Origin of the sequence: Aeromonas lusitana (assembly GCF_002812985.1) — a bacterium.
Classification (GTDB): Bacteria; Pseudomonadota; Gammaproteobacteria; order Enterobacterales; family Aeromonadaceae; genus Aeromonas; species Aeromonas lusitana.
The window spans coordinates 1-16,580 of record NZ_PGCP01000014.1; the positions used below are offsets into that span (position 1 = coordinate 1).

Here is a 16,580-nt window from a genome sequence, read left to right on the forward strand (position 1 = left end):
CGTAACTTGATGAACACCACCAAGTCGTTGGATACCTCGTACACCCGTCTGGCGTCCGGTCTGCGCATCAACAGCGCCAAGGACGATGCGGCGGGTCTGCAGATCTCCAACCGTCTGACCTCCCAGGTCAATGGTCTGGACCAGGGTAACCGCAACGCCAACGACGGTATCTCCCTGGCGCAGACCGCCGAAGGGGCCATGGATGAAGTGACCGGCATGTTGCAGCGTATGCGTACCCTGGCTCAGCAGTCTGCCAACGGCTCCAACTCCGACAAGGATCGTGAGGCCCTGCAGAAGGAAGTGGATCAGCTGGGTTCCGAGATCAACCGTATCTCCAAAGACACCACCTTCGCTGGCACCAAGTTGCTGGATGGCAACTACAGTGGTGTATTCCAAGTCGGGGCTGATGCCAACCAAACTATTGGTTTTAGCTTGTCTCAAGCCGGTGGCTTCAGCATTTCAGGGATTGCAGCTGCGGTATCAGCAGCTGGTGGATCGCCGGTTGGGAGCGTCTTTACCAGTGGCTCAACTGTCGGCGGTATTAGTATCAGTACTCAGACGAATGCCCAAAACGTATTGGCATCTGTTGACTCCATGTTGGAGATAGTAGATGGCAAGCGTGCCGAGCTGGGTGCGGTACAAAACCGGCTGGACTCCACTATTCGCAACCAGGCCAACATCTCCGAAAACGTCAGTGCCGCGCGCTCTCGTATCCGTGATGCGGACTTTGCGACCGAGACTGCCAACATGACCAAGCAGAACATCCTGCAACAGGCAGCTTCCAGCATCCTGGCCCAGGCCAACCAGCGTCCGCAGTCAGCCCTGTCGCTGTTGGGCTAAGCGGTTAAACCGTCAAACATTGACATGAGGAGCAGCAGATGGCCACTGAATCGATAGCCTTGCCTTCTGTTACTTCGACGCTAACTCAACATGGCGGCCCCCAGGCCGCCATGTCTGTTTCTTCGCCAATCACTGGAGGAGAAACTCAGGTCGAACAGACGGGTGTCGAATCGACAGCAAAGGTGTCGCAGGAGAAGCCCGCGCATGCCCAGGTCTCGGAATTACGTAAAGAGCAGGCCTTGAATGAAAAAGAGGCCCAGGAATTGCAGGAAAGATTGGACAGTCTGAGCAAGCTGAAAGGATGGACCATCAATTTCAGCCTAGTCCCTGAGTTCGATCAACCCGTGATCAAGGTGATAGATGCGGATACCAAACAGGTCATTCGCCAGATCCCAAGTGAAGAAATGCTGTTGATAAGCAAGCGGTTACAATCGCTGGATCAGACGAGCAGCAGTGGGGTCAGCCTCTCTGGGCTGCTGTTCGATGGTCAGGTGTAACCTACATTTTTAAGTTGATAGACAGGAGGACGTGATGGCAATTACCTCTGCGGGGGCGGGTTCTGGACTCGATCTTGAGAGTGTGATCGCGGCGAGTGTGGCAGCCAAGAAAGCCCAGTTGCAACAGCCGATCGTGACCAAGCAAAACAGTACTCAGATCACCTTGTCTGGCATAGGTCAGCTCAAGTCCTCCATCTCTGCTTTCACCGACATTCTCGACAAGTTGAGTGCTCCCGGTGCGTTCAACAAGCGCGCCATCAACATTACCCAGAGCAAAGACGATCCCATCTTGAAGGTGGAGAGCAAGACTGGCGCCTCCAACGGGCAATACAACATCACAGTCAATAAGTTGGCAGAGACGAGCCGCCAGGAAGGGGTCTTCGATAGCTCTACTACCCCTATGGTGACTCAGGATGGTCAGCTGACGTTCAAGGCCGGCGACAAGACGTTCAAGGTAGATGTCAAGGCGGGTTATACCCTGCAAGATATCCGCAAGAGCATCAACAGCAACGGGGATAACTTCGGTCTCAGTGTCAACATAGTCAACACCGCGGATGGCAAGGCCAAGCTGATGATTGACTCGGGTATCTCGGGGGATGGCAAGGATCTGACCATCACCGGAAGCACCCCTGAGCTCGAAGTTTTCGATGCGAGAACATCGGGTAGTGCGATGAAGCAGACTCGTGGAGCTAGCAGCGCCGAGATCAACGTGGATGGCAACGTCCTCAGGAGCGATACCAATACCTTTGATGACTCAGTGCAGGATCTCAAGATAACAGTGCTGCGCGTCTCGGATGCGGACAAGGACAGTGGTGTAGCGGGAGCGAAAAAGTCAAACAAGGTGGATATTACCACCGACAAGACCTCTATTCAGGAACTAGTCCAGCAGTTTGTCGATGGCTACAACACCCTGCAAGACAAGATGAACGCCCTGGACAAGCGTGGCACCTTCGTCGGTGGTGTGAAGCAGGATGACGGTGGCGCCCTGGCTGGGGACGCGACTACACGGGCCATCAGTTCTTTCATGAGCAATTTGCTGGTCAGCCCCTCCAAGAACAGCGGCACCTATTCCACCGTCTTCGAGATCGGCATGAAGATGGATAACAAGGGCAAGCTGTCGCTGGACAAGACGAAGTTCAGCGAGGCCATCGACAAGAATTTCGATCAGGTAGTGGCGCTGTTTGGCGGGGATGATGGCTTGGCATCCACCTTGAACAAGGGGCTGAAGGAATACACCAAGAGTGGCGGCATGTTGTCGCAGCGAGAGGATGTGTTGAATTCGGATCTGCGTGCTCTGACTCAGAAAGCATCTACCGCCACGTCGCAATTGGCCAAGTATGAGGCCTCTTTGCGTGCTCAATACGGTAGCCTGGATGCCTTGTTGGTCAAGATGAATAACTCGGCATCCGCCCTGACGTCGCTGCAAATAAACAATAAGAATTGATTAATCGCGATATTACGAGGACTCATATCATGTACAACCGTAATCTGAAGGCATACAAGGCAACCAGCATCGCAGCTGATTTGACGGTTGCCGATCCTCATCGTGTCATTCAGCTTATGATGCAAGGCTTTCTTGAGCGCCTGGCCCAGGCCAAGGGCGCCATAGAGCGCAACGATATGGAAGCAAAATCGGTTGCCATCTCCAAGGCGCAAGGGTTGCTGCATGGATTACAGGATGCGCTCGATATGAGTCAGGGGGCCATGGCAGAAGATCTTTATGGACTCTATGCGTATATGGACGAACGTATCTGGGATGCCAGTCTGGCACGAGATATAGCACCGCTCGAGGAGGTCATGGGTCTGATGGTGACCATCAAATCCGGTTGGGACCAGCTGCCAGAGGCAGAAAAACAGCAAGGCTATCAGATGAGACAACAGCTGGGGGCGCTGTGAGCGCCACACTCGTCTTCCTTGATGAGGCACTAACGGAAAATGCCCGTCAGATGGAAGCGTTGCTGCAACAGCAGCAATATGATGAGGCACTGCTCTGCATGGATGAAAGGTTGGCCTTGATAGCGAGTCTTGTACAGCTAGCCAAGGAGGACCCGGCGCAGCGGCAGGGTGTCGTTACTCTGGCAAATACACTTGCCACTCAAGAAGCCAGCATGACAGCCCTGGCTGCCAGTCACCATCAAACCATTTTCAAGCAGCTGACTCAGGTTGGGAGAGCCAACAAGGCTGGGCGAGCTTATCGAGTGAACAGCAAGGAGTTCTGATGTCCGTCAATATGGATGCCGCCCTGGTCAAGGCCGAACAAGAGGCACTGCGACTTCAACAACAGGCAGAGCAGGAAGCAGCCATGGCGGCGGCGTTACCGCTGCGCTTTGAACAGAACATGGCGGCGTTTCGCCAATATATCCCCCATATTGCGGATATGTATGAAACCTACCAACCCCAGCGCCCGTTCCGGTTCTTCTGCAACGAGAATGGTCAGCCCAATCTGGCATGGCTGGATGATGAGGTCGCCGTCTACGGCAAAGAACCCTACCTTATTTGCGAAACTCTGGTGAAGGAGTTTATGGAGAAGGGGGCACTGTCCAAATTCTCCTTTAGCCAGGAGGCCAATCCCCTTGGCTTCATGCATGTGGAGTACCTCAACAAACTCAACGCCTATCTCGATGAGATTGCCTCACGGGAAGAGATGCTGGCCCAGGTACCCCACGAGGTGCCGAGTGCTCTGGTGTTCGGGGTCGGGTTGGGTTATCACCTCGGCTATCTCTATGAACAGTGCAAGATAGGCACCCTGTTCCTGTTCGAACCGGATCTGGATTTGTTTTACGGTTCGCTGTTCTGTTTCGACTGGGCGCCACTGCTCGCTTATTTGCATCAAGAGAACCTCGGCCTGCATATTTTGCTGGGGCAGGATGAAGAGACCATCGTCAAGGACTTCTCATCGGCCATTCATAGCCGCGGCTCCTTCCTGATTGCCAATGCCTTCATCATGTGGGGGTATCAGAATGAAAAAATCAGGAAACTGATAGAGAAGGTGCAGCAGGAGTATTACTTGCTGGTGATGGGATGGGGCTTCTTTGACGATAACCTGATCGCTTTGTCCCACACCATCAACAATATCGAGCGCGCCGTCCCCTTCCTGAAATGTGGCCTCAGGATCTCGCCCAAGCATCAGCGCACCCCCATTTTCATCGTTGCCAATGGTCCCTCGCTGGATGAATCCATCGCCGTCATCAGGAAGAATCAAGACAAGGCCATCATCATCTCCTGTGGCAGTGCCATCTCTGCCTTGCACAAGGTGGGGATCAAGCCGGATATCCATGTCGAGACCGAGCGGACCAAGATTGTCTATGACTTCCTGGTCAACCTGGATGATCCCGACTATCTGCGGGATGTGCTGTTCCTGAGCACCGACGTCATCCATCCCGATTGCGCGACGCTGTTCGACCATTCGGCACTTGTCTTCAAACTCAGCGAACCAGGTGTGGTGCTCTACCGCAACTATTTCTCCGGCTTGCAATCTTGCGCAGGCCTGGGGGGCGTCAACCCGCTGGTGGGTAACATAGGCATCAGTGCACCCGTTCATCTGGGCTTCAAACACCTCTATCTGTTTGGTCTGGACAATGGCTACAAGCACAAGGGACATCACCATTCCAAGCTCAGCTCTTATTACAACAATGAGGAGAGTGCCGGAGCCTTGGGGGATCTGATGTATGGGGATAGTCAGTGGCAGCGGGAAGGAAATTTTGGTGGCATGGTTACCAGCAATGCCATGTTTGATACCTCCCGTCGCGTAATGGAGCAGGTATTGGCCACGAACGAGGATGTCCAATGCTTCAACTGCAGCGATGGCGCCAAAATTGAGAAGACTCGAGCCTTGCCAAGTGCCGAGATAAACCTCCTCATGCCGATTGACAAGCCGGCTTTGATTGGGGAAATCGCCGCGCTCTGTGCCCCGATCCCCTTGTCAAAGCAAGATTTTGTCCCGCTGCTCGACATCGAGTTCTTCAATATTTTTGTCGACAAGATGATGGCCGAGTGGCAGCAGGAGTTTTCGTCCCGCAATGAGTTGAACCAGTTGATGCTACGCAACTTTGGCTACCTCGCCCAGATAGCAGCCACCCGTCAGCAGCATATTTCCCAGACCATGGTGGGGTCGATGAACTATGTGTTTACCCTGCTGAGCTCCATCCTCTACTCCTTCGAGGGGGAGGAGGAGACACTGGCGCTGATGAAACCCGCCATCGAGTTGTGGCTGGAATTCCTGGGCAAGGTGAGGGAGATGTATCCCAAGGCCCTCGACAGTGTCGATATGATCGATAACGAAGTGATGGCCCTCTTCAGGAAGAAGGCTTAGCAAGCAATATGAGTAAACCTGCCTGAAGAGCAGTGTTGAAATCGAATCCAGATATAAAAATGCCGACTCAAGTGTCGGCATTTTTTATCGCTTCGGATAGGGATTTTGTGCCGCCAGCAGCCGTGCATCCTTTCGCAGGATCTGCACCGAGATCAGTGCATCCGGCTCCAGTTCCGTGCCGCCATCATGGTGCTGTACGTGCTCGAACAACCTGTGGTAGCCGGGATGCCAACCAAACAATTCGCCGTAATTCATCTTGTAGCTGAAGAGGTTGGCGTGATGCTGGTAGTCGTTGCGATAGTGCCCTGCCGGTGGATTGAAATCCAAGATGGTCATCAGGCCCCGATCGGCCAGCAGGGCATCGCTGCCGGCGGCGATCTTGAATAGATCCTGCGGGTCACACAGATAGAGGCAAAAACCGAAGATGATGAGATCGACGGGCTCGATTTCGGGCAAACTATCGGCCGTGCCCACGAAGAGCTGCAAACCGGGATAACGGGAGAGGCCATCCGCAATGGCGCTGGCGGACGGGTCCACTCCATAGCAGTGGGCGCCGTAGTGTTCGGCCAGTTGCGCCAGCCGCCAGCCATTGGCGCAACCTATCTCCAGGATCCTGGCGGGCTTGCTGCCCAGATATTCCAGCGCCTTGAAGATGGGATCGCTTCCCAGGGATTTGCCGAGAATGGCGGCCTTGTTGCGCTCATACCACTCGTTCCCTTCTTGCGCCATAAAGACGTTTTTCTGTTGCATCTTGTGTTCCTCGGTGGCTCAGGAAACCAGTAACCAGCTCATGGGGGTGCCCGCTTGAATGTCCTGGCTGGCGCTGCGGCCCAGCAGGGAGGGCAGATGGACCGGGGCCAGCCCATAAGCGGGGCGAATGGATCTCAGGTTGCTGGGGGTGAAGACCTCACCCGCCTTCACATCCTCACAGACGAACAAGGAGCGGGAGAACTGGCGGCTCAGCATCGCCTTGTCGCTCAGCTGATAGCTGACTTCACCCAGTGCCGCCTCTGCTTGCCGTATTCCTTCAACCATTGAGCCAAACTCGCTGGGTGTCATCGAGAAAGAGGCATCAGGCCCACCGATGGCGCGATCCAGAATGAAGTGTTTCTCGATCACTGTGGCGCCGAGGGCGGTGGCGGCGATGGCGACGGCATGGCCAAGGGTGTGATCCGACAGCCCGGCCTTGACCCCGAAGGTCTGCGCCAGGTTGGGGATGGTGAGCAGGTTGGCTTCTTCCACCGGCGCTGGATAGGAGGAGGTGCACTTGAGCAGGGTGATGTCCTGGTTACCCATGCGACGACAGGCCTGTACGGCAGCATCTATCTCTGCCAGAGTTGCAATTCCCGTCGAGATCAGCATGGGTTTACCCTTGCTGGCAGCATATTCGATCAGTGGTATGTCGGTGATCTCGAACGAGGCGATCTTGTAGAGCGGTACCTCGAGGCTTTCCAGAAAGTCGACCGCGCTGAAGTCGAAGGGGGTGGAGAAGAAGACCAACCCTTCTTTTTGCGCCTCGGCCTGGATGGCGGCATGCCACTCCCAGGGGGTATAGGCCTGCTGATACAGCTTGTGGAGCGTGGTGCCATCCCAGATGGTTCCCTGCTTTATCTGAAAATAGTCGTTGTCGCAGTCGAGGGTGATGGTGTCGGCGGTATAGGTCTGGATCTTGATGGCATCGGCGCCACAGGCCTTGGCGGCGCGTACGGTCGCCAGCGCCGTCTCCAAGGAGTGGCCGTGATTGGCCGACAGCTCGGCGATGACGAAACATCGATTCGGATTGATGGCCTGAGCTATGGCTTGGGTCATGGGTGTCTCCACTCCTGTTCGGTGATCCCCATGAGCAGGAGATCGATAAAACGTTGTTGATCCTGGCGAAAGACGGCTTCCCGCCAGGCGCCCTCGCGGCGAAAACCGGCCCTTTGATAGGCCTGAATGGCCCGCTCGTTGTCGGTGGCCACCTCCAGCTTGAGGCTGTGCAGCCGGGCCACATCGAACGCCAGTTGCTGGACTGCGGCCAGCAGTGGCGCTCCCAGTTGCTCCCCGCGTCGCGAGGGATTGCGATAGATACCGAGCCAGGCGAGGCGATTATTCCAGTCCAGCCGGTGCAGGGAGACGACCCCGATAGAACCAAGGGCATCCTGGCAGAGGTAGTTGAAGTTGTGGGTCTCCTGCCGCTGGCGTGCCATGAAGGCCAGGTGTGCCTCGAAGGGGATCTCGCCTCCAGAACTCATCCAGTGGGCGACATCCGGGTGGTTGCGCATCTGCCAGACGGTGATCACTTGCTGTTCGTCCAGGTCGGCGAAGGGGATGAGTGTCAGCCCCCCGAGCTTGAAGCACTGCTGCAGCATTAGGGCTGATTGAGCCATGCGAGGGCCTCCAGGGTGCCATTGCCGCGCATCCGTGCCTGCAAGCTGCTCGCCCGTCTGGCCCGCTCATCCTGGCTGCCGAGTAGCGCCATACCTTGCGTCAGTTGGCTAAAGAGTTCGTCCTCGTACCACCAACCGCCCGAGCTGAAACCGTCTGGACCACACCAGCCAGCGAGCTGTTCGGCCTGATTGTCGGCGACTCCGATCAGGATCCCGGGCAGGCCGCAGCGGGCCAGCTCATAGGTAACCTGGCCGGCGCTGCTGATGGCGAGATCGCTGCGGGAGATGAGCTTGACCATCTGCTCGGCATCGAGTCCGTGGTGCTGATGACAATGGGAGAGACGGGGATCCGGCGCGGCGGTGACAACCTCCAACTCAATGTCGGGATATTGACTGTGCAACCAGGCCACCAGCCTCGGGGTCAGATCGCGGATATCGGTTCCCCCCATGATGATCAGGATGCGCTCGATACGAGCAGAGACCTCAGTGCGGGGAGGCGCAGACCAGAATGGGGGGCGCAGCGGTTGCCAAGCTGGCCCCCACTGCCAGCAGGCAGCGCCTTGCGGATGTCCCGGCGTACCAGGGCTTGCATGGATCACCAATCCCGCAGGGTAGGGCAGACGCTCGGTATCATCGAGGTAAATGACCCGCTCAAAACCGGCCGAAATGCTCTCCAGGGTGGTGAGACTCGCCGAATAGGAGTCGACGATGGCGACCACCGGCCGGGGGGAGAAGTGCTGGTTTTGCCAGGCTCCCCAGCAGACCGTCTCCCTTGAGAGCCTATCCCGGGCGAGCGCATCCCCGTCCACCACCCAGTGGACGGCGCCCCCCTGCTGTTGCCAGGCCGAGGCATAGGCGCTGCAGCGGCTGAGGTGGCCGAGCCCTCGAATTTTGTCTCCTTCGGTGAAGATCCAGAGTGGCAGCACTCAGCGCACCTTGAACACAGGCTGGATAGGTTCGCCATCCAGGGCCTGATGGATGGCACCCTCGGCATCCAGGCGGATCAGCGCAGGCAGCACCTCGGCATAGACCGTGAGCAGGCGGCCAACGTCGGCCTCGCTGTGCGCCAGGTTGATGTTGTGGCTGCCGAGACTCAGGATCCCCCGTTTGCACAACTCCTGGATGAAGTAACTCTTGAGCAGCCAGCTGGAGTGGTTGGCCGAGTCGCCGATGAGCAGGAAGCTCCAGCTCGGGTGGCCGGCGCTCTGCAGCCAGCTCGGGGCATCCAGCCTCAGCAGCAAGGCATCGAGCTCGCTCAGCAATTGCTGACCTCGCTCGGCTAGGCGGGCGGGCACATCCAGCCGGCGCATCTTCTTGATCACGGCGTTGGCGGCTGCCAGGGCGATGGCATCGCCGCCAAAGGTGCCGGAGAAGAAAATATCCTCCATGCGTTGCATGTATTCGCGGCGTCCCACTACGGCGGAGATGGGGAAGCCGTTGGCCATCCCCTTGCCGAAGGCGGCGAGATCCGGGGTGACGCCAAACAGGGTCTGGGCACCACCAAGGTGGAAGCGAAAACCCGTGATGGTCTCATCGAAGATAAGCAGGGCACCGTGCTCATCACACAGCTGGCGCAGGCCGGGCAAGAATTCAGGAGTGGGCCAGGCGACGTTCATGGGCTCCAGGATCACCGCTGCAAATTCACCCGGGTGAGCCTCCAGCTGGGTCCGCAGGGAATCCAGATCGTTGTAATCGAAGCGATGGGTGAGCTCGCGCACGCACTCTGGCACCCCCAGGTGGCGGGTGGTGGATCCTATGTACCAATCCTGCCAGCCGTGGTAACCGCAGACGGCGACCCGCTCGCGGCCGGTGACGGCGCGGGAGAGGCGAATGCAGGCGGAGGTGGCATCTGTGCCGTTCTTGCCAAAGCGCACCATCTCGGCGCAGGGAATGAGCTCGATAAGCTGCTCGGCCACTTCGGTTTCCAACCTGTGGGGCAAGGAGAAGATGGAGCCGAGGTTGAGTTGTTCCATCACGGCCTGATTCACATCGGGGTCGCAATAGCCGAGGCTGATGGCCAGCAGGCCGCTGGCAAAGTCCAGGTACTGGTTGCCATCCACATCCCAGACCGTTGCGCCCTCACCCCGTTCGATAAACAGGGGGGCGGCGCCGTAGGGGAAGCAGAGGCGGCTCTTGGAGAAGGTCTGGGAGCCGAGGGGAATGTTCTGCTCGGCCCGGGCGGAGAGTGCCAGTGAATGCTGATAGCGTGAGGTCATGAATGATGCTCCTTGGCCAGCGAGCTCGCCAGCCCTTCATTGCGCTGATGATGGGTATTCAGGGTCGCGAGATGTGGCTCCCGCGCCAATAGTTCGAGAATGTCATCGGTGGTAAATGCTGGCTTTGCCGGATAAAGCTTGTTGTAGATCTGCTCAACCAGCTCAAAGTCAGCGGGTTCATCTACCGTCCAGCGCAGATGAGACAGGCTCGACTGGCGTGCCAATTTCCCGACCTTGAACTGGTCCGTGTGTTGGCGGATGTAGTAGGTGACATGTTCACGCTGAACCTGGCTATGGGCCCGCTCGGCCAGCAGCTCCAGGGTGGCGGCGCTCAGGATCTCGGCATCTAGCCCATCCGGGTAGCTGGGGTCCCAACAGTTGCTGCTGTAGTCGTAGCCGCCGGTCAGATGAAAATGGATGAGCTCGTCGATGAGGGCGGGATCCGCCAACGGACAGTCGCCGGTGAGTCTGACGACATGGGTGGGCGAAAAGCGTTGGGCGGCCAGGTGGAAGCGCGCCAGCACATCGTCCAGAGGACCACGAAAACAAGGTACTCCGAGCCGCTCACAGAGCAGGGCGATGGCGTCATCCTCTTCCTGAACGCTGGTGGCGACCATCAGCTGGTCCAGCCGCTTGGCTCGTGTGAGCCGCTCAATCTGGCGTGCGAGCATGGGTTCGCCCAAGAGGGGCCTGAGCACCTTGCTTGGCAGTCGGCTGGAGCTGGCTCTGGCTTGCAGGATCCCGAGGATCATGATGATGTCCATTTGGCTGGGTTGATGAGGTCGGATTCGTCACAGGCCAGGGTGGCGAGCTCGGCGTCTTGCCAGGGATGCAGATGGCCGTAGGCTGCGCCTATGGCCGCCAGCTCGTGGGCATGGCAGACCCCTACCACGAAGCGGTTGACCTGGGGCAGGGCCGCAATCAGTGACAGTGCCTTGTCAAGAGGGCTGAGGTGGGGGTGGGCACTGTCCAGCCGTCCTAGCGGGCCTGTGAAGGTCTTGAAATAGTCGGGGCGCAGCGCCGGCTGCATCAGCAGCAGCCCTTGCAGGAAGAGGGATCGCACGTGGATCTCGCAGCCCATCTCCTGCAGCCGATCGAGCCAGCCCGAGCGCAGGAAGCGCTGATCCAGCAAGTTGGCGGGCAACTGTACCAGTTGCAGGGGATAGCCCTGTTCGAGCCAGAGATCTAGCTCCTGGGGCGAGTAGACGGAAACCCCCGTCTTGCCCACCTTGCCTTGTCGCTGCAGATCCTTGATCCGCTCGAATAGCGCCGGGCTGGCATCCTGGCTGCGATGCAGCAACAGGCCATCCAAGGTGGGGCGAGCGAGCCTGTTCAAGCTCTCTTCAACCGCGGTCACTACTTCGGCGGCCGTGATGCCAGGAGCCAGCTTGCTGACCAGATTGAAGTTGGCGGTCTGCTGGCTGCCGAGTCTTGCCTCGGCATTGCCGTAGGCCTGGGCCGTGTCCAGGGTATCGATCTTGAGGCGACGGGCCAGGGCCAGGATGGCGTCGAGTTCGTCATCCGCGACCTGGCCTGCCCGGTTGCTGATACCGTAATCAAGCCCAAACTGCACTGTGCCAAGGGCTAGGCGCATAGCGCCGACTCCAGAGCCTGGATGACCCTGTCCTGCTCCGCCAGCGACAGCGTGGGGAACAGGGGCAGGCTGATGGCTTGCTGGTAATAAGCCTGGGCGCCCGGGTAAGCCGCAGGGTCATGACCCAGCTCACGGTAATAGGGTTGGGCCGGGATGGGCATGTAGTGCACATTCACCCCTATGCCAGCATCTCGCAGGCGGGTAAACACCTGATCGCGGTCGGCAACCTGGATCACGTAAAGGTGGTAGCCGGAGTGGCGATCATCGCATTGACGCAGTGGTTTTACCGGCAGCCGGGTCAGCAGTTCGTCATAGCGGGCTGCCAGTTGCTGGCGCTGGTCGATAAAGTGGGGCAAGCGGCTCATCTGGCTCAGACCCAGCGCGGCCTGGATGTCGGTCAGGCGATAGTTGAAGCCCAGCACCTGTTGCTCGTAGTACCAGCCGCCTGGGCTGGAACTGTGCATCAGTTCGGGATCCCGGGTGATGCCGTGACTGCGATAGAGCCTCAGCTTGGCCGCCAGTTCGTCATCACGAGTAGTGACGGCGCCACCTTCTCCGGTGGTGATGGGTTTCACCGGATGGAAGCTGAAGACTGTCATGTCACTGTGGGCGCAACTGCCAATGGGCATCCCCTGATAGTGGGAGCCCAGGGCGTGGCAGGCATCCTCGATGAGGCGAACGCCATATTGTTGGCACAGGGCGCCTATCTCTGCCAGATCGCAGGGCTGACCCGCCAGATGCACGGCGACCAGTGCTTTGGGCTGGGCGGCCGTGCCCTGAACGGCTTGTAGCTTGGTGCGCAGTGCCGCCACGCACAGGTTACCGGTGTCGGGTTCCACGTCGATGAAATCCACCTGGGCACCGCAGTAACGGGCGCAGTTGGCGGAGGCGACGAAGCTGATGGCGGAAACCCAGACCCAGTCACCGGACCCGAGATCCAGGACGGCGCAGGCGAGATGCAGGGCCGTGGTGCCATTGTTGCAAGCCACCACATGAGGCACCTGACAGTAATCGGCAAGCCCCTGCTCGAAGGCGGGGACCATCTGACCTTGTGTCAGATAGTCCGATTTCAGGACGGCGACGACGGCATCGATGTCATCATCTGTGATGGATTGGCGTCCGTAGGGGATCATTCGATTAGCACCTGCTGATTCATCTTCTGTAGCTCGTCTATCGACAGGAAGTGCTGATTGTTTAGGGAATTGTATTCAAAACCGGGCTCGACCAGGGTGGCGGTTTCTCCCAGGGCATTGGTCGCAAAGTCATTGTTGCGACTGCTGAAACTGATGCTGGGGGAGATGACGTAATAGTCCTTGAACTCGAAGGTGTGATAGGAGTCATCGGCCGGGCACATCACCTCGTGCAGCTTCTCACCAGGACGAATGCCAATGATCTCCTGAGGCAGGTCGGGGGCCATGGCGCTGGCGAGATCCGTGATGCGCACGGACGGGATCTTGGGAATAAAGAGTTCCCCCCCCTTCATGCGCTGGAAGTTTGCCAGCACGAAGTCGACCCCTTGCTGCAGGTTGAGCCAGAAGCGGGTCATTTCCGCATGGGTGATGGGCAGGTGGCTTGCACCTTCCCTGATCAATTTGTCGAAGAAAGGGACGACGGAGCCGCGAGAGCCCACCACATTGCCATAACGGACGACAGAGAAAATGGTGGGATTGTTACCCGCCATATTATTGGCGGCGACAAACAGCTTGTCGGAGCAGAGCTTGGTGGCGCCATAGAGGTTGACCGGGTTGGCCGCCTTGTCGGTGGAGAGGGCGATCACCTTCTCGACCCCGTTGCTGAGGGCTGCCTTGATGACGTTTTCCGCCCCCCCGACGTTGGTCTTGATGCACTCCATGGGGTTGTATTCGGCGGCCGGCACCTGCTTGAGGGCCGCGGCATGGACCACGAAGTCCACCCCGTGCATGGCCATGTTGAGGCGCTCTGCGTCTCGCACATCCCCGATGAAGTAGCGCATGCAGGGGTGGTTGAAGCGCTGCTGCATCTCGAACTGCTTGAGTTCATCGCGGGAGTAGACGATCAATCGGCTCGGCTGATAGCGGGAGAGGACGGTTTCGATGAATTTCTTGCCAAAGGAGCCGGTGCCGCCGGTGACCAGGATCGTTTTTCCGTTGAACATGTCGCTGTCCCATTATGAAGGTGTGTGTCTGTCAAAATTAAAAGCATATTCTGTGCCAGAACCCATAATGAGCACTTGGGTGGCAGGTTCGTGGTCGGGATCTGGCTCAGGAGGCTGGGTTGGCGTCGGCTATGGCCTCGCACACCTGCTCCACTGCGTTGAGGGCGCGGGGGGTGAAGCGGTGCAGCTCATCCGGGTTGATGAGGCGCAGTTGTCTGTTTTTGACGGCGTCCAGCATGGGCCACTGCTGCCAGTGGGTCAGCACGGCGGGATCCTGACTGCCGGCCAGGATAAGTCGAGGATTGGCCTTGATCACCTGCTCCAGCCCGATCTGGGGGTAGGGGGTCTTGGCCCCGGTGGCGACATTGGTGGCACCGCACAGCTCGATGGCCTGCGCAGGCCAGGCCACGCCGCTGACGCTGGTGAGCGGCGGATACCAGAGCTGGTAGAACACGGAGACCGGCTTGGGCTTGCCATAGCGGCTCTTTATAGCGTTGAGCCGCGCCATATAGGCATCGGCCTGGGCATTGGCGCTTGGCTCCAGTGCGAGCAACTTGCCGAGGCGACGCATCTCGTCGGCCAGGGAAGCAAAATCGGTGGGCTCTGAATAGAAGACGGGGATACCGAGCTGCTCGATGGGAGCCAGCATGCGGGACTGGGCCGAGCGCCAGGCCACCACCAGATCCGGCTTTTGCGCCAGCAGGGCTTCCAGGTTGATACTGCGGTAGTTGGCGACCTGGGGTCTGGTTTTCACCTCGGGCGGAAAATCGGAGGCATCGTCGGTGGCGACGATGCGATCCCCGGCGCCTATGTCAAACAGCAACTCGGTCAGATGAGGGGTTAGGCTGATGATGCGCTGGGGCGCCTGTGCCCATGTCGACAGCGGCCAGCAGAGCAGGCCAAGCAAGGCGCACAACAGGCGCAAGGAGATTGGGTTAACCACGCACTTGCTCCAGCACGGTTAAAAGGAGCGCCAGTGTCAGCCAGCCCCAGCCGATCAGCTGCAGGCGATTGAGCAGCCGCTGCGGTGTTGACGCCGTCGGCTCTCCGCTGGCCTCCAGTACGGGGAAGCGCACCAGCTGACCCTGATAGTAACGCGGCCCCCCCAGACGGCAGCCCGAGCCTTGTGCCAGCAGGCTGAGCAGGCAGCCCATGGCCGGATAGGGCCAGTGCAGGGCAAGTCGCAGTCGGCTGCCTAACTGACGGAGCTGGCTGATGCACAGGGGCAGCGCCAGCAGCAGGATGGCGGGGGTACAGAGCACCTGATAAAGGGTGGCAGCGGGACGGCTGAAATGAGCAAAGCCAGCCTGCTTCGGACTCCAGCCTTGATTCATCAGTTGAGCGAGACGCCAGAGCAGGGCTCCTTGCACCCCCGCCAGGGCAAAGCCCAGCAAGGGACCGGCCCATTGACCCACCAGCCGCAGGGCGCAGCCCTCGCTCACCGCCTTGGTCAGCCCCATCACGGACAGGGCGCCCGTCTCGCGCTTGAGCCAGGGGGATGTCTGCAACCGTGCCACCACTAGCGTCTCTTTCGTCGCCAGCGCCCGGGTCGCCTTGGCGAGTTCGCGCAGAGGCTGGGATTCGAGCATCAGCAGCAGGAACAGCAGATCAAACAGGGGCTCGGACAAAGAGAGGTTGCGCACCGCCCAGAGTCCGGCCGCGCACGGCAGCCAAACCACCAACAGGGCCAGCAGACCCGCCTGGCTTTGTTGGCGGGGGGAGCCATCGGGGCGATGCACCCTGTGACCCAGGCGGGTCAGCAGGGGCACGGTCGCGCCAAGCCGGAAACGGGCAGGCCAGGGCAGCAGGGCCTCCAGCAGGGCGGCCCCGATGAGGATGGCCGCCGGTGTGACCAGCAAGGACGAGGTCAGCGACTCGAGCGCACCAGCGTTTAAGGGATCCCAGCCTGGGAGTGCGATCACAGCTTGCCGAGCAGCTTGATGATCATCTCGGCCGAGTGCTGGCCCGCGACTTCGATGAAGGCATCGAAGGATTCCACCTGCTCCTTGCCGGCGATATCAGACATGGCGCGTACCACCAGGTAGGGCACCTTGAACATGTGGCACACCTGGCCGATGGCTGCCCCTTCCATCTCCACCGCCAGCATCTGCGGGAAGTCGGCGCGGGCTTTGGCGATGGCGTCCGGCTTGCACATAAACTGATCGCCGGTGCAGATGAGGCCTACCTTGGTCTGGTGCTTGCCTTGCTCGGCGATGCAGGCTTGGGCCACGGCCATCAGCTTCTCGTCACAGGGGAAGGCGGCGGGCTGCTGGGCCATCTGGCCCATCTCGTAGCCAAAGGCGGTCACGTCCACGTCATGGAAGCGCATTTCGCTGGCGATCACCACGTCACCGATGTGCAGATCTTGGGCGAAGCCGCCGGCAGAGCCGGTGTTGATCACGCAATCCGGGGCAAATTTTTCCAGCAGCAGGCTGGTGGCGACGCTGGCGGCGACCTTGCCGATGCCAGAGCGAGTCAGGATCACCTCTTTACCGGCCAGGCGGCCCTGATAGAACTCGCAGCCGCCCAGTTGCAGGGTGGTCAGTTCACTCAGCTGGCTGCGCAGCAGGGCTACTTCCTGCTCCATGGCGCCGATAATACCTACTTTCATCATCTAC

Annotated in this window: 18 protein-coding genes; 6 read left to right on the plus strand and 12 right to left on the minus strand. The window is 59.0% G+C overall.

What is annotated here, in order from left to right:
• The 6 genes from CUC44_RS09805 to CUC44_RS09830 form a co-directional block, all read left to right on the plus strand.
• Positions 1-840: flagellin N-terminal helical domain-containing protein (locus CUC44_RS09805; RefSeq protein WP_208621051.1), on the plus strand; the 840-nt coding region annotated here is incomplete at its 5' end.
• A gap of 38 nt (positions 841-878) precedes the next feature.
• Positions 879-1,337: a flagellar protein FlaG gene (locus CUC44_RS09810; protein WP_244166755.1), complete on the plus strand. Its 459-nt coding sequence runs from the start codon at positions 879-881 to the stop codon at positions 1,335-1,337.
• A gap of 31 nt (positions 1,338-1,368) precedes the next feature.
• Positions 1,369-2,781 carry a flagellar filament capping protein FliD gene (fliD, locus tag CUC44_RS09815; RefSeq protein WP_167388855.1) on the plus strand — a complete coding sequence of 471 codons (1,413 nt, stop codon included), beginning with the start codon at positions 1,369-1,371 and terminating at the stop codon, positions 2,779-2,781.
• 29 nt (positions 2,782-2,810) lie between these two features.
• Positions 2,811-3,233, plus strand: a complete 423-nt coding sequence (gene fliS, locus CUC44_RS09820) for a flagellar export chaperone FliS (protein ID WP_100859790.1) — start codon at positions 2,811-2,813, stop codon at positions 3,231-3,233.
• The gene (locus CUC44_RS09825; RefSeq protein WP_244166756.1) at positions 3,230-3,556 is read left to right on the plus strand and encodes a hypothetical protein; all 327 of its coding nucleotides are present in this window, start codon (positions 3,230-3,232) and stop codon (positions 3,554-3,556) included. The genes fliS and CUC44_RS09825 overlap by 4 nt, the downstream gene beginning before the upstream one ends.
• Positions 3,556-5,649 (plus strand): motility associated factor glycosyltransferase family protein, encoded by a 2,094-nt coding sequence (locus tag CUC44_RS09830; protein WP_100859791.1) that lies wholly within the window; start codon positions 3,556-3,558, stop codon positions 5,647-5,649. Before CUC44_RS09825 ends, CUC44_RS09830 begins: the two co-directional genes overlap by 1 nt.
• An 84-nt stretch (positions 5,650-5,733) precedes the next feature.
• Here the strand turns inward: CUC44_RS09830 and CUC44_RS09835 are convergent, their stop codons facing one another.
• The 12 genes from CUC44_RS09835 to mtnN form a co-directional block, all read right to left on the minus strand.
• Positions 5,734-6,399, minus strand: coding sequence for a class I SAM-dependent methyltransferase (locus tag CUC44_RS09835; RefSeq protein ID WP_100859792.1), 666 nt, complete (start codon positions 6,397-6,399; stop codon positions 5,734-5,736).
• Positions 6,400-6,417: 18 nt separating this feature from the next.
• Positions 6,418-7,458, minus strand: a complete 1,041-nt coding sequence (gene pseI, locus CUC44_RS09840; RefSeq protein WP_100859793.1) for a pseudaminic acid synthase — start codon at positions 7,456-7,458, stop codon at positions 6,418-6,420.
• Complete coding sequence (gene pseH, locus CUC44_RS09845; protein WP_100859794.1) at positions 7,455-8,018, minus strand: UDP-4-amino-4,6-dideoxy-N-acetyl-beta-L-altrosamine N-acetyltransferase; 564 nt, start codon at positions 8,016-8,018, stop codon at positions 7,455-7,457. Before pseH ends, pseI begins: the two co-directional genes overlap by 4 nt.
• A complete protein-coding gene (locus CUC44_RS09850) occupies positions 8,000-8,944 on the minus strand; it encodes a hypothetical protein (protein WP_100859795.1) in 945 nt (314 codons plus the stop codon). The genes pseH and CUC44_RS09850 overlap by 19 nt, the downstream gene beginning before the upstream one ends.
• A complete protein-coding gene (locus CUC44_RS09855) occupies positions 8,945-10,234 on the minus strand; it encodes an aminotransferase class III-fold pyridoxal phosphate-dependent enzyme (protein WP_100859796.1) in 1,290 nt (429 codons plus the stop codon). It lies immediately after the preceding gene.
• Complete coding sequence (locus CUC44_RS09860; protein ID WP_100859797.1) at positions 10,231-10,986, minus strand: cytidylyltransferase domain-containing protein; 756 nt, start codon at positions 10,984-10,986, stop codon at positions 10,231-10,233. Before CUC44_RS09860 ends, CUC44_RS09855 begins: the two co-directional genes overlap by 4 nt.
• Positions 10,983-11,828 carry an aldo/keto reductase gene (locus CUC44_RS09865; protein WP_100859798.1) on the minus strand — a complete coding sequence of 282 codons (846 nt, stop codon included), beginning with the start codon at positions 11,826-11,828 and terminating at the stop codon, positions 10,983-10,985. Before CUC44_RS09865 ends, CUC44_RS09860 begins: the two co-directional genes overlap by 4 nt.
• Positions 11,819-12,961 (minus strand): UDP-4-amino-4,6-dideoxy-N-acetyl-beta-L-altrosamine transaminase, encoded by a 1,143-nt coding sequence (gene pseC / locus CUC44_RS09870; protein WP_100859799.1) that lies wholly within the window; start codon positions 12,959-12,961, stop codon positions 11,819-11,821. The genes CUC44_RS09865 and pseC overlap by 10 nt, the downstream gene beginning before the upstream one ends.
• The gene (pseB, locus tag CUC44_RS09875; protein WP_100859800.1) at positions 12,958-13,962 is read right to left on the minus strand and encodes a UDP-N-acetylglucosamine 4,6-dehydratase (inverting); all 1,005 of its coding nucleotides are present in this window, start codon (positions 13,960-13,962) and stop codon (positions 12,958-12,960) included. Before pseB ends, pseC begins: the two co-directional genes overlap by 4 nt.
• A 106-nt stretch (positions 13,963-14,068) precedes the next feature.
• On the minus strand, positions 14,069-14,905 hold the full coding sequence (locus CUC44_RS09880; RefSeq protein ID WP_425266306.1) for a cobalamin-binding protein: 837 nt from the start codon (positions 14,903-14,905) through the stop codon (positions 14,069-14,071).
• Entirely contained in the window at positions 14,898-15,821 is a 924-nt protein-coding gene (locus CUC44_RS09885; protein WP_167388856.1) for a cobalamin biosynthesis protein CobD/CbiB, read from the minus strand. Before CUC44_RS09885 ends, CUC44_RS09880 begins: the two co-directional genes overlap by 8 nt.
• Positions 15,822-15,880: 59 nt before the next feature.
• Positions 15,881-16,573: a 5'-methylthioadenosine/S-adenosylhomocysteine nucleosidase gene (mtnN, locus tag CUC44_RS09890; RefSeq protein ID WP_050718427.1), complete on the minus strand. Its 693-nt coding sequence runs from the start codon at positions 16,571-16,573 to the stop codon at positions 15,881-15,883.
• Positions 16,574-16,580: the final 7 nt, after the last annotated feature.

What these genes read in the sequence shown, in the direction of transcription:
- pseB (WP_100859800.1), bottom strand. Translation starts at nt 13,962, where the DNA reads ATGTTCAACGGAAAAACGATCCTGGTCACCGGCGGCACCGGCTCCTTT.
- CUC44_RS09855 (WP_100859796.1), bottom strand. Translation starts at nt 10,234, where the DNA reads ATGACCTCACGCTATCAGCATTCACTGGCACTCTCCGCCCGGGCCGAG.
- pseI (WP_100859793.1), bottom strand. Translation starts at nt 7,458, where the DNA reads ATGACCCAAGCCATAGCTCAGGCCATCAATCCGAATCGATGTTTCGTC.
- CUC44_RS09860 (WP_100859797.1), bottom strand. Translation starts at nt 10,986, where the DNA reads ATGATCCTCGGGATCCTGCAAGCCAGAGCCAGCTCCAGCCGACTGCCA.
- CUC44_RS09830 (WP_100859791.1), top strand. Translation starts at nt 3,556, where the DNA reads ATGTCCGTCAATATGGATGCCGCCCTGGTCAAGGCCGAACAAGAGGCA.
- CUC44_RS09865 (WP_100859798.1), bottom strand. Translation starts at nt 11,828, where the DNA reads ATGCGCCTAGCCCTTGGCACAGTGCAGTTTGGGCTTGATTACGGTATC.
- pseC (WP_100859799.1), bottom strand. Translation starts at nt 12,961, where the DNA reads ATGATCCCCTACGGACGCCAATCCATCACAGATGATGACATCGATGCC.
- mtnN (WP_050718427.1), bottom strand. Translation starts at nt 16,573, where the DNA reads ATGAAAGTAGGTATTATCGGCGCCATGGAGCAGGAAGTAGCCCTGCTG.
- fliS (WP_100859790.1), top strand. Translation starts at nt 2,811, where the DNA reads ATGTACAACCGTAATCTGAAGGCATACAAGGCAACCAGCATCGCAGCT.
- CUC44_RS09810 (WP_244166755.1), top strand. Translation starts at nt 879, where the DNA reads ATGGCCACTGAATCGATAGCCTTGCCTTCTGTTACTTCGACGCTAACT.
- pseH (WP_100859794.1), bottom strand. Translation starts at nt 8,018, where the DNA reads ATGGCTCAATCAGCCCTAATGCTGCAGCAGTGCTTCAAGCTCGGGGGG.
- CUC44_RS09835 (WP_100859792.1), bottom strand. Translation starts at nt 6,399, where the DNA reads ATGCAACAGAAAAACGTCTTTATGGCGCAAGAAGGGAACGAGTGGTAT.